11 protein-coding genes are annotated in these 11,693 nt (G+C 46.4%); all 11 read left to right on the top strand.

Features of this window, described 5'->3' with window-relative positions; all coding sequences use genetic code 11:
• Positions 1–645, top strand: a 645-nt coding sequence (locus JKY90_05225; protein ID MBL4851666.1) for a UDP-N-acetylmuramoyl-tripeptide--D-alanyl-D-alanine ligase, incomplete at its 5' end; no start/stop codon positions are given.
• Positions 646–844: 199 nt separating this feature from the next.
• Positions 845–1,927 (top strand): phospho-N-acetylmuramoyl-pentapeptide-transferase, encoded by a 1,083-nt coding sequence (locus JKY90_05220; GenBank protein MBL4851665.1) that lies wholly within the window; start codon positions 845–847, stop codon positions 1,925–1,927.
• A 76-nt stretch (positions 1,928–2,003) separates the two neighbouring features.
• Positions 2,004–3,362 (top strand): UDP-N-acetylmuramoyl-L-alanine--D-glutamate ligase, encoded by a 1,359-nt coding sequence (locus JKY90_05215; GenBank protein ID MBL4851664.1) that lies wholly within the window; start codon positions 2,004–2,006, stop codon positions 3,360–3,362.
• Entirely contained in the window at positions 3,359–4,561 is a 1,203-nt protein-coding gene (ftsW, locus tag JKY90_05210; protein MBL4851663.1) for a putative lipid II flippase FtsW, read from the top strand. Before JKY90_05215 ends, ftsW begins: the two co-directional genes overlap by 4 nt.
• An 8-nt stretch (positions 4,562–4,569) precedes the next feature.
• On the top strand, positions 4,570–5,649 hold the full coding sequence (gene murG, locus JKY90_05205; GenBank protein ID MBL4851662.1) for an undecaprenyldiphospho-muramoylpentapeptide beta-N-acetylglucosaminyltransferase: 1,080 nt from the start codon (positions 4,570–4,572) through the stop codon (positions 5,647–5,649).
• Positions 5,650–5,713: 64 nt separating this feature from the next.
• Positions 5,714–7,111, top strand: coding sequence for a UDP-N-acetylmuramate--L-alanine ligase (gene murC / locus JKY90_05200; GenBank protein ID MBL4851661.1), 1,398 nt, complete (start codon positions 5,714–5,716; stop codon positions 7,109–7,111).
• Positions 7,108–8,022: a UDP-N-acetylmuramate dehydrogenase gene (gene murB, locus JKY90_05195; GenBank protein ID MBL4851660.1), complete on the top strand. Its 915-nt coding sequence runs from the start codon at positions 7,108–7,110 to the stop codon at positions 8,020–8,022. Before murC ends, murB begins: the two co-directional genes overlap by 4 nt.
• On the top strand, positions 8,012–9,037 hold the full coding sequence (locus tag JKY90_05190) for a D-alanine--D-alanine ligase (protein ID MBL4851659.1): 1,026 nt from the start codon (positions 8,012–8,014) through the stop codon (positions 9,035–9,037). Before murB ends, JKY90_05190 begins: the two co-directional genes overlap by 11 nt.
• A complete protein-coding gene (locus tag JKY90_05185; GenBank protein ID MBL4851658.1) occupies positions 9,027–9,884 on the top strand; it encodes a cell division protein FtsQ/DivIB in 858 nt (285 codons plus the stop codon). Before JKY90_05190 ends, JKY90_05185 begins: the two co-directional genes overlap by 11 nt.
• A 2-nt stretch (positions 9,885–9,886) precedes the next feature.
• The gene (gene ftsA / locus JKY90_05180) at positions 9,887–11,119 is read left to right on the top strand and encodes a cell division protein FtsA (GenBank protein ID MBL4851657.1); all 1,233 of its coding nucleotides are present in this window, start codon (positions 9,887–9,889) and stop codon (positions 11,117–11,119) included.
• A gap of 211 nt (positions 11,120–11,330) precedes the next feature.
• A partial coding sequence (locus JKY90_05175) for a cell division protein FtsZ (protein ID MBL4851656.1) occupies positions 11,331–11,693 on the top strand: 363 nt, incomplete at its 3' end.

Genomic DNA, 11,693 nt, shown 5'->3' with positions numbered 1-11,693 from the left:
TTGCTTAGTTCATTGGAAGGCGGAGATTGGAAAACTTGTTTTGATGTGATAACTCCACATGGCGTGATCGATATTCAGCTGGCTTTGGCTGGCCGCCACAATGTGCAGAACGCGTTGGCGGCTATTGCTGTTGCCTGTGCGGTGGACATTCCTGTGGCAGATATTGTTAGTGGTTTGGCGGCAATGCAAGCTGTTTCAGGGCGCATGCAGATTAGAAAAGGCATTGGTGAATGGTCAGTTATTGATGATAGCTACAATGCTAATCCGGTATCGCTTAATGCAGCCATAGAAATGTTGGCTACATTGTCCGGGGCAAAAATAGTTGTTATGGGTGATATGGCAGAGCTGGGTGAAGATACAATCGCTCTGCATCAGCATGCAGGGCGAACTGCTAAAGAATACGGAATTGACCAACTCTACGCTGTTGGCCCCTTAAGTGCCCATGCCGTTAACGCATTTGGTGAAGGGGCAAAGCATTATACAAGTCAGCTTGCGTTAATTAATGATTTAATTACTGATTTGCATAGCGTTTGTGCTTGTCAGGCTAACACGATTTTAGTTAAGGGATCACGTAGTGCAGGCATGGAACGCGTTGTTGCAGCATTGGTAGCAGATACCGTTAAGGAGCCTCTAATTAAGTCATGAACGAAAATCTTGAGTCCAAAATATTCAACTTTTACATGCCCTTGGGGTACTTCGTTGTGAATCTTCGTAATAGCCCAACTATTACGTGCGATCCACGCCTCGAATTTGAACATTTTGAACCTCAACCTTTTTCGCCCAGACTTAATCAGAGGCTCCTTGATCAGCCAACCCTGTCTGTGGTGAGGTAGGCGATACGGCCATGTTGCTCTATTTAACCGAATATCTGACCGAATTTTATCGTCCCTTTGGCGTTTTTCAATATTTGACTTTACGCAGTGTGATGGCAGTGTTGACGGCCTTAGTTATTTCATTTTTGTTAGGCCCCTATGTTATAAAAAAACTAGCCAATCGATCTATTGGCCAACCGATTCGTGATGATGGTCCCGAAACTCACCTGGTTAAAGCAGGTACGCCGACCATGGGTGGTACGCTCATTTTGATTGCGGTGATACTCAGTGCTTTGTTGTGGGGAGACCTTGGAAATCATCAATTGTGGACAGTAGTTTTGGTGACTGCAGCTTTTGGCATGATTGGCTTTGTTGATGATTATAAAAAAGTAATTCTCGGTGACAGCAAGGGTATTTCGGCTAAAAGTAAATACTTTTGGCAGTCCGTAGTCGCTTTATTGGCTGCACTTGTTTTGTTTTATAACGCCAGTCATGCGGCAGAGACAGAATTACTTGTTCCCTTCTTGAAGGATGTTGCTATTCCACTTGGTTGGGGCTTTGTTGTGCTTACCTATTTTGTCATTGTTGGTAGTAGCAATGCAGTGAATCTCACTGATGGGCTTGATGGGCTTGCCATACTGCCTACCGTTCTGGTTGCCGCAGCGTTGGGTATTTTTGCTTATATTATTGGCAACATAAATTTTTCTGGTTATCTCGGTTTTCCATTTATTCCTGGTGTTGGTGAGCTTACAGTCTTTTGTGGTGCATTAATTGGTGCTGGCCTCGGTTTTCTTTGGTTTAACACTTATCCCGCGCAAGTCTTTATGGGTGATGTCGGTGCCCTTGCCTTAGGCGCATCCTTGGGCACGATTGCCGTAATTGCGCGACAAGAATTAGTGTTTTTAATTATGGCTGGTGTCTTTGTCATGGAGACTGTCTCCGTCATTTTGCAAGTCGCATCATTTAAATTGACCGGGCGACGTATCTTTCTTATGGCGCCTTTACATCATCATTTTGAACTAAAAGGGTGGGCAGAGCCCAAAATTATTGTGCGGTTTTGGATTATCACTGTGATTCTTGTCTTAATTGGCCTGTCGACATTGAAGCTACGGTGAAACGATGCGCACGATACAAACAATGCCTGAGAGCCAAAAATATGCCGATGAATATATCGGGAAAGAGACGCAGATGATGGCGTCATCAAGCAACGCTGCTGGCTTGTCTTTAGTCGTCGGCCTGGGTGTTACGGGCTGGTCTTGCGTGCGTTTTTTAAGCGCACAAGGGCGCTGCGTTGCAGTGACAGACAGTCGTGATATTGCGCCTTACAGTGCCAATTTACGCCAATTATTCCCCGACATTGTTTGCTCTCTTGGTGGTTTTGATCAGGCGTTGTTTGATGCAGCGGATGAGATTATTGTTAGCCCAGGCGTTGCTTTAGATGCGCCTGAAATACAGATGGCGCGCGAGGCGGGTAAACGTATTATTGGTGATCTCGAATTGTTCAGTCGTTATGTGGCTGCACCAGTCGTAGCGATTACTGGGTCTAATGGCAAAAGCACGGTGACGACTTTATTAGCCGAAATGGTAGTTGCTAATACCACCAAAGTAGCTGTAGGTGGCAATATTGGTACTCCTGTGCTCGACCTACTGGATGATGATGCAGAGTTATATGTGCTAGAGCTGTCGAGTTTTCAGCTTGATTTGGTTTCATCGTTAAAAACTGAGGTTGCGGTGGTGTTAAATGTTAGCGCTGATCACATGGATAGATATGCTTCTATGCAGGCGTATGCGCAAACCAAATTCAGTATCTACGAAGGTTGTGCACACCCAGTTGTTGATAATAGTTTTATTGCTAGTGCGCAACAATTTTTGCCTTTAATGTCGCAGAATTTGTCAGAAAGAGCCATTAATTACTCTTTGGCTGAGCCGGTATTCGATGCGGATTTTGGCATTCGTGAGGTGGATGGTGAGAGATATCTCGCCCATGGGCGGCGCAATTTATTATTAATTTCAATGCTCGCTATCAAGGGTGAGCATAACCTTTCGAATGCACTAGCCGCATTGGCAATGGGGTCTGTGTTAGGTTTGTCTGAGATGGCAATGCTTGATACGTTGCAAACATTTTCTGGTTTGCCGCATCGTTGTGAAGTGGTGGCTATCGTTAACGGAAGACGATTTATTAATGACTCGAAAGGGACAAATGTTGCTGCAGCAATTGCAGCGATTAAATCTGTTAATACACCGATTGTATTGATTGCAGGCGGTGATGCGAAGGGTGCAGACTTATCTCCCTTACGCGATGTTGTGATTGCGAAGGTTAAGACAGTCGTTACCTTAGGCAAGGCTGCAGCCAAGATCGAGTCGCTGTTAAACGGGATAGTGAATACAGTGCGCGCTGCTGATATGGATGAAGCTGTTAGCAAAGCATTTTCCTGTGCCGAAGAGGGTGACACGATATTGTTGTCGCCAGCCTGTTCCAGTCTCGATATGTTTGCTAACTATGAAGCACGTGGCAATGCTTTTGCTAATGCTGCGCGAGGTTTGCAATGAGTGTTGCGACGCAAACGCGACCGGCGGAGAAAACGCGACGTCGTATTAAAGGTAGGGTTAATGTTGTGCCAACTGCGGCTATTGATCTATCACTCTTGATGTCAATGGCCGTCATTATTGGTTTAGGCATTGTTATGGTGGCCTCGGCATCATTAAGTATTGCCGAACATCAGACAGGTAATGCACATTATTTTCTGATTCGACAAATCAGCTTGTTAGCCGTGGCGTTGATCGTTTCCTATATTTGTTTTCAAATCCCAATGAGCCTGTGGGAGAAGGTTGCGCCATGGTTGTTGGTCGTAGCTTTTATTTCGCTTATTTTGGTGCTAGTGCCGGGCATTGGTGTGACGGTGAACGGTGCTCGACGCTGGATTGACTTGTTTATTATCCGTTTTCAACCTTCGGAGTTCGCCAAACTAGCATTTTTGCTTTATTTGGCAGGTTATTTAGCGCATCACCAAAAACAGTTAGCTGATGTCATGCAAGGTTTTATTAAGCCCATGGCGGTTTTTATTGTTTTTGCTGTGTTGTTATTGCTCGAGCCAGATTTTGGCTCGGTAGTGGTATTGGCGATTTCTGTCTTTGCTTTGATGTTTTTGGCTGGTGTTAGGCTTTATCAGTTCCTGGTTTTGTTGTTAATTGCTGGCGCAAGTCTCGGTGCATTAGCCGTTTATTCGCCTTATCGTTTGGCTCGATTAACCTCGTTTCTTGATCCTTGGCAAGACCCTTTTAATAGTGGTTTTCAGTTAGTTCAAGCGCTGATTGCTTTTGGTCGCGGTGGTTGGTTTGGTGTTGGTTTAGGTGGCAGTGTGCAAAAGCTATCATTTTTACCTGAAGCACATACAGATTTTCTCTTTGCAGTCATGGCAGAAGAACTTGGTTTGGTTTCTGTGCTCATTGTTATCGGTCTTTTTGGTTATATCGTCTTACGTAGTTTTCGGGTTGCCTATCGATGCCAAATACTATCGATGCCATTTATTGCTTACCTCACCTACGGAATCGCCTTAATGTTTGGTATGCAGGCGTTTATCAATATGGGCGTCAATATGGGTGTCTTGCCAACAAAGGGCTTAACCTTACCGCTAATGAGTTACGGCGGATCCAGTATTTTGGTGGCCTGTATTTGTTGTGCTTTATTGCTACGAGCTGACTATGAAATGCGCCAAAAAAGCCAAGAAATGAGGCCACGAAAGTGGTAATACGCGTGATGATTATGGCGGGCGGTACGGGTGGGCATGTTTACCCTGGCCTTGCCGTCGCTGATGCGTTGATGGCGCGTGGTGCCGAAGTAATTTGGTTGGGGACGAGAGAGGGTATCGAGTCCCGTTTAGTGCCCGCTGCAGGCATTCCTGTGGTGTGGATTTCGATTTCCGGTTTGCGCGGGAAGTCATTGGCGAAACGACTCCTCTCCCCGTTTCGCCTTGCTTTGGCGATGATGCAGGCGGCCGTTGTGTTGTTACGTCATCGCCCGATGGCTGTCCTGGGCATGGGTGGTTTTGTCGCAGGACCAGGCGGCCTCGTAACATGGTTGCTACGTAAGCCTCTTTTGGTGCATGAGCAAAATGCGGTTGTAGGATTAACTAACCGTTTATTGGCACCCTTAGCGAAACGACTATTTGAAGCTTTTCCGGGCAGCTTCCCGCGCCGTTATCATGCTGTATCAGTTGGTAATCCAGTTCGATCTAGTATTTGTCAGATTGAATCGCCGGCTGATCGTTTTGTTGGTAGAGCAGGGCCCTTGCGCCTATTGGTTGTTGGTGGCAGTCAAGGTGCTCAAATCTTTAACACTATTGTGCCTAAGCTGTTACAACAATTCTCACTTGCAGACAGGCCATTAGTTAGGCATCAAACTGGCGAGCGTCACTTTGAGCTAACACAGGCACATTATCATGAGCATGAAGTGGAGGCTGATGTGTCTGCTTTTTTTGGTGATATTTCTGAACCCTATGCTTGGGCTGATTTGGTGCTATGTCGGTCAGGCGCGTTAACGGTTTCGGAGATCGCTGCAGCGGGTCTTGCTGCTGTATTTGTGCCTTATTCTTATGCGGTGGACGATCATCAAACTCGCAACGCACAGTATTTAGTTGAGGCTGGTGCAGCCTATTTGTTTCATGAAAATGATTTGACCATTAATAAGCTTAAAGTTGTGCTTGATCAATTTGTGGCGGATGCACAAAACAAGCGTGAAGTCTTATGTGATATGGCGATGAAGGCACGACAATTAGCGTTACCAGAATCTGCAAAGCAAGTTGCCGATGCGTTTTTAGAAGAAGCACTACGTGGTTAAGGCGATGACTTCCAGACTTAAATTTGAACGCGGCGTATCAGCATCACTGGCATCGTTGCCAGTGATGGGGCGAATTCGTCATATGCACTTTGTTGGTATTGGTGGTGCCGGTATGGGTGGTATTGCCGAACTCGTGCATAACCTTGGTTATCAGGTGACAGGTTCTGATGTGTCTGTGAATAGCATGGTGCAGCGCCTATCTGGTTTGGGAATACAAGTACAGCAAGGGCATGATGCGATTTATGCAAAGGATTGCGATGTCATTATTACTTCAACAGCAGTGAGCACTGACAACCCTGAACTTGTTTATGCGCATGAACAACACATTCCGATTGTGCCGCGTGCTGAGATGTTGGCAGAGCTCATGCGTTTTCGTTATGGCATTGCCATTGCTGGCACGCACGGAAAGACCAGCACCACCAGTCTTGTTGCTAGCATATTAGCCAAAGCAGGTTTGGACCCCACCTTTGTCATTGGTGGCAAGTTGAATAGTATTGGTGCCAATGCACAGTTAGGAAGTGGACGTTATCTAGTTGCCGAGGCGGATGAAAGCGATGCCTCTTTTTTGCATTTGCAGCCGATGATGGCGGTATTAACTAATATCGACCATGATCATATGTCTACCTATGGCAATGATTTTTCTCGTTTGCGTGACACCTTTGTCGAGTTTCTTCATCACCTGCCTTTTTATGGTCTCGCCGTTGTTTGTCTTGATGATCCTGTCATAGCTGAAATTTTAGATGATATACAGCGGCCTATTCTGACCTATGGTTTTCATGATGAAGCCCAGGTCAGGGCAAGTAAATTACGCCAAGTAGGTAACACGACTTATTTTAAGGTTGCTTTGCCATCGGCAGTAGACTTGCTTGATGTTCAGTTAAATATGGCAGGCAAGCATAATGTGTTAAATGCATTAGGTGCGATAGCGGTGGCCTACGAGTTAGGTGTATCGCTTGATGTAATGCAAGAGGCTTTGTCCACATTCCAAGGTGTTAGTCGCCGTTTACAGCAATATGGTTTGATGGCTGTTGGTAGCAGGAAAGTGCTGATGATGGATGATTATGCCCACCACCCGACAGCACTGCGCGCGAGTATTGACGCAGTTAAGCAAGGCTGGCCTAACCAACGTTTGGTATTAGTATTTCAGCCACATCGCTATAGTCGGACGCATGATTTGTTTGATGATTTTGTTCGTGTGCTTGCCGATGCTGAGGTGTTGTTGTTGCTTGAAGTTTATTCTGCTGGTGAGGCGCCGATTAGCGGTGCAAATAGCAGTGATCTTTGTCGTAGTATTCGCGCGCGCGGTGGCGTTGATCCAATACTGGTTAAAAATATGGATGAATTGGTGGCGACGCTTAACAACGTATTGGTAGATGATGACCTCATTTTGACGCTTGGTGCTGGGGACATAGGTTACATGGTGTCAGAGCTTCCTCATCGGTTAAAGGAATGTTCGGCATGATGGCTATATTAGATCATGTTCCATTGCGTGGTCAGCTTAGGTTGGATGAACCGATGCAGGGACATACTTCTTGGCGTGTTGGTGGTACGGCAGATCGTTTTTATCAGCCTGCGGATATTGATGATTTAGCGAATTTTCTGCGCCAAACAGAGCCAAGCGAACCGCTATATTGGATAGGTTTAGGCAGCAATTTATTAGTTAGAGATGGTGGTTTGCATGGCACCGCCATTGCCCTCTTTGGTGTGTTGGACAAAATGCAATTATTGGCTAATGACGTGGTAGCCGTTGAGGCAGGTGTCAGTTGTGCAAAATTAGCGCGTTTTTGTGTCAAGCATGGCTTAATTGGTGCTGAGTTTTTTGCTGGTATTCCTGGTACGGTTGGTGGTGCTCTGGCAATGAATGCGGGTGCTTATGGTGGGGAAACCTGGCCTAAGGTGGTATCGGTTGAAACTATAGACCGTTATGGCCAACGTCATCACCGCACGCCTGCTGATTTTGAAATTGATTATCGCAGTGTTGTCAGTGCTCGTGAAGAGTGGTTTGTTGCTGCACAATTTGCCTTTGCTGCAGGTGATTCTAAGGTCAGCAGCCAAAAGATAAAACAGCTATTACGGCAACGAGCAGACTCACAGCCCCTGTCGCAGCCAAGCTGCGGTTCGGTGTTTCGTAATCCAGTAAATGATCATGCCGCACGCCTAATTGAAGTCAGTGGCTTAAAAGGCCATCGCATTGGTGGTGCTAGCGTGTCAGAGCAGCATGCCAATTTCATTGTCAACGATGGCAGCGCCTGTGCTGCAGATATCGAAAAACTCATTGTTGATGTTGCTGGCAAAGTATTTAGTGATCATGGTATTCGCTTGCAGCCAGAGGTTAGGATTGTTGGTGAAAAAGGGGGTGAGCATGGCGGGTGAACTATTTGCCACCTTACGTGCCAGTGAGACCATAGTGCGTGATGCCATAGAGTACGGCAAAACAGCAGTACTATTTGGCGGTAATGGTACTGAGCGTGAAGTGTCACTGAATGGTGGTAGGGCTGTGCTAGATGCGTTGAATGCCAATGGTGTTGATGTCGAAGCGATTGATCCAAAGTATGACTCTTTAGCTGTACTCAATCAATTTGACCGTGTTTTTATTATGTTGCATGGCCGTGGTGGTGAAGATGGCACGATCCAAGGTTACCTGGAAACGATAGGTGTTGCTTATACCGGTAGCCAGGTGCTTGGCTGCGCTATTGCGATGGATAAGGTAAGAAGTAAACAGTTATGGTTAGCAAAAGGTATTGCTACACCGCGATTTATTGCGCTCAGTACAGAGAATGAAACCGACCCCAGTTTATTAGCGGCATCATTGACATTCCCAGTCATCGTCAAGCCAGCCAATGAAGGTTCTAGCTTTGGTATGAGTAAGGTTGAAAATGCTGATGCGTTAGCTGCGGCGCTTGATATGGCGGCGGGTTTTGATAATGAAATATTAATAGAGCAATGGGTGCAGGGTGCGGAGTATACCGTTGCTATATTAGAAGATAGCGCCTTACCGGTAATCCAGATTGAGACCGGCAATCAGTTCTATGATTACGCGGCGAAATATCAGCGTGATGACACACGTTATCGCTGCCCATGTGGGTTGAGTCCTGAGCAAGAACAAGAATTAAAAAGTCTTGCTTTGCAGGCATTCCATTCAGTGGCCGCTAGTGGATGGGCACGCGTAGACATTATGTGTGATCAATCAAACCAGCCTTATGTGATTGAAGTGAACACTGTGCCAGGTATGACAGGCCATAGTCTTGTGCCGAAAGCCGCTAAAGCCGCTGGTGTTGAGTTTAATGAGTTGGTAATGCGCATACTCGATACCAGCTTTGGTGATGAATATATTGATACGTCAGTCGGTGCGATGTGTGTTGGATCGGGGCTAGCAAGTGGCTTTTAAACGACGCAAGCAAAATCGTAAAAAGGTCAGTACCGTGGCGAAAGCTAAACGCTATGGTTCGGTGCTGATGACCGTTGCTGGTACGGCATTAGTCGTGACGTTAGTTGTGGCGACAGTACGGTGGTTAGGCGATACAGACAATTTTCCTATCACTAAAGTTAATGTAGAGGGAGGCTTTAAATATGTTTCTCCCGAAGATGTACAAGCCGCTATCATGCCTTTTATTGGTAGTGGTTTTTTTCAGTTAGATGTTGAAAATATTAAGCATACCTTGGTTGAAATGCCCTGGGTAGAGGCTGTGATGGTACGTAAAATATGGCCTGATACGGTGTTTGTCCATGTTAAAGAACAAAGTGTTTTGGCGCGTTGGGGTGATGATGGATTATTGAACCGTAGTGGCAAGTCATTTTATCCAGCCATAGAGTCCATTGATATAAGTTTGCCATTGTTGCTAGGGCCAAAGGGTAGCGAAAAACAAGTTGCTGATCAGTACAAAACTACCCGTGCTTTATTGCGAGATATTGATGTGCAATTGACCAGGCTTGCCTATACCGCGCGTGGGTCATGGCAATTGCAATTTCATGATGGTCAGATTGTGATGCTTGGGCGTGAAAATGTCAGTCAACGCATGCAGCGGTTAGCTAGTTTGTATCGTGAACTAGCGAGCAGCCAGGCTAATGCCAGTCTAGCGACAATAGATATGCGTTATGACACTGGCATAGCTGTGCAATGGCAGCGACGATCTGGTGCTGAAGAATGTCATAGGCCAGATGCTTGTCAGCAAGCGTCGATTGGTAGCCAAGCAGTAGGGAAAACCGTGGGGCAAATAGGAGGGCTGGTTTTTTAGCTATGTCAAAGCGAACAGAAAAAGATCTGATAGTTGGACTTGATATCGGCACCTCTAAAGTTGTCGCGATTGTCTGCGAAATCAACGAGAGCGATGAGATGGAAATTATCGGTGTTGGCTCACACCCGTCGCGCGGGCTAAAAAAAGGCGTGGTGGTTAACATCGAATCTACCGTGCAGTCAATTCAACGTGCTGTAGAAGAAGCTGAGTTGATGGCGGGCTGTCAAATACACTCTGTTTATGTAGGCATTGCAGGCAGCCATATTAGAAGTCTGAATTCACATGGCATTGTCGCCATTAAAGATAAAGAGGTGGTGACAGGTGATGTTGAGCGCGTGATTGATGCGGCGCGTGCCGTTGCAGTGCCTGCTGACCAAAAAATATTACATGTGTTGCCACAGGAATATATCATTGATAATCAAGAAGGCATTCGTGAGCCTATTGGTATGTCAGGTGTTCGTCTTGAGGCAAAGGTACACTTAGTGACGGGCGCTGTCAGCGCCGCACAAAACATCATTAAGTGTATTCGTCGTTGCGGCCTTGAGGTCGATGAAGTGATTCTTGAGCAACTAGCATCAAGCTATGCCGTACTAACAGATGATGAGCGTGAGCTGGGCGTGTGTTTGGTCGATATCGGTGGCGGCACCACTGATATCGCTGTCTTTGCCGATGGCGCCATTCAACATACAGCGGTCATTCCTATTGCTGGCGATCAAGTCACCAATGATATTGCCATTGCATTGCGTACGCCAACGCCTAATGCAGAAGACATCAAAATTAAATATGCCTGTGCGCTAACACAATTAGCAGGCCAAGACCAAACTATCGAAGTGTCTAGTGTTGGCGATAGGCCGCCGCGGCGTTTGTCGCGCCAAACGTTAGTTGAAGTAGTTGAGCCACGTTATGAAGAGTTACTTACTTTAGTGCAAGCAGAGCTTAGGCGCAGCGGCTATGAAGACCTGGTGGCTGCCGGGATTGTGATGACGGGTGGGTCATCGAAGATGGAAGGCTTGATTGAGTTGGCAGAAGAGATTTTTCATATGCCCGTGCGTCTTGGCTCGCCGCAGTATGAGGGTGGTTTGGTAGATGTCGTACGTAATCCAATTTATGCGACAGGAGTGGGTTTGCTCCTGTTTGGTAGTAACGAAAGGAGCGAGGGCAGGGTGGATGCACATAGAGGTAGGTCGCGAGCACTCTGGGGTCGAGTTAAAAGTTGGTTTCAAGGTAATTACTAGGAGCCTGTCGGATTTAGGTGATCGTAGCGAGGGGGAGTCATTTTGAGGCAGGTTTTTTGATCGTTTGAGGAGAATAGCCATAGCTATTTGACGAAAAGGATCGAGAAATCTGACCAAAATGGCTTGCCCGCAGTAGATCGGTCCTAAGTCCGGCAGGTTCCTGGTTCTGTTTTAAAGTTTGTAATGGGTTTAAATAATGAGGAGAGAGGCGATGTTTGAATTATTAGATGCACATAACCAAAATGCGGTAATTAAAGTCATTGGTGTTGGCGGCGGCGGCGGTAACGCGGTCGAGCATATGGTGACTGCTGATATTGATGGAGTCGATTTTGTTTGCATTAATACTGATGCACAGGCATTAAAAAATTCTCAAGCGAGAACGATTCTACAAGTGGGCGATAGCTTGACAAAAGGTTTGGGCGCAGGCTCTAACCCTGAGGTGGGTCGCCAGGCAGCGTTGGAAGATCGTGATCGTATCGCTGAAATTATCGAAGGTGCTGACATGGTATTTATCACCGCAGGTATGGGTGGTGGTACCTGTACCGGTGGTGCTCCAGTGATTGCACAGGTGGCT

It is taken from the genome of Gammaproteobacteria bacterium, from assembly GCA_016765075.1.
Taxonomy (GTDB): Bacteria; Pseudomonadota; Gammaproteobacteria.
This window is presented reverse-complemented; position numbering and strand designations above follow the sequence as displayed.

Coding starts and splice junctions, on each gene's coding strand:
- JKY90_05220 (MBL4851665.1), top strand. CDS start 845: ATGTTGCTCTATTTAACCGAATATCTGACCGAATTTTATCGTCCCTTT.
- JKY90_05215 (MBL4851664.1), top strand. CDS start 2,004: ATGGCGTCATCAAGCAACGCTGCTGGCTTGTCTTTAGTCGTCGGCCTG.
- ftsW (MBL4851663.1), top strand. CDS start 3,359: ATGAGTGTTGCGACGCAAACGCGACCGGCGGAGAAAACGCGACGTCGT.
- murG (MBL4851662.1), top strand. CDS start 4,570: ATGATTATGGCGGGCGGTACGGGTGGGCATGTTTACCCTGGCCTTGCC.
- murC (MBL4851661.1), top strand. CDS start 5,714: ATGGGGCGAATTCGTCATATGCACTTTGTTGGTATTGGTGGTGCCGGT.
- murB (MBL4851660.1), top strand. CDS start 7,108: ATGATGGCTATATTAGATCATGTTCCATTGCGTGGTCAGCTTAGGTTG.
- JKY90_05190 (MBL4851659.1), top strand. CDS start 8,012: ATGGCGGGTGAACTATTTGCCACCTTACGTGCCAGTGAGACCATAGTG.
- ftsA (MBL4851657.1), top strand. CDS start 9,887: ATGTCAAAGCGAACAGAAAAAGATCTGATAGTTGGACTTGATATCGGC.